Annotated in this window: 1 pseudogene; it reads right to left on the bottom strand. The window is 75.3% G+C overall.

The window, feature by feature from the left end:
- A pseudogene (locus I5E_RS26275) lies at nt 1-377 on the bottom strand (hypothetical protein); the annotation flags it as partial.

Below are 377 nucleotides of genomic sequence, written 5' to 3'. Positions count from 1 at the left end.
GCATCCGGTCGACCCACGACGCCGGGACGAGCTGGTCCGCCCCGCACCGCCCGCGGTCGCGCAGCAGCGCGCCGATGCGGGCGAGTTCGGACGTGCGGAGCTCCAGGCCGCTGCCGCCGACGATCCAGCCGAGCGGACACCGGTGCCACTGCGGGTTGTGGATGCCGAGCGGGTCGAACAGGCGCGGGAGGGCCGCTCGTCGAACGGGACGCCGGGCAGGGGTGAGCCGAAGTAGCCGACGGCCCGGTAGACCGCCTGGACCGGGATCTCGCGGACCTCGCCGGTGCCCTCGACGCCGCCCTGGCCGTTGGGCCGGGTGCGCTCGTAGCGGATCGCGGTGACGGACCCGTCCTCGCCGACGATCTCGAGGGGCTTCG

Source organism: Curtobacterium sp. B18, from assembly GCF_000333375.1.
Classification (GTDB): domain Bacteria; phylum Actinomycetota; class Actinomycetes; order Actinomycetales; family Microbacteriaceae; genus Curtobacterium.
This window is presented reverse-complemented; position numbering and strand designations above follow the sequence as displayed.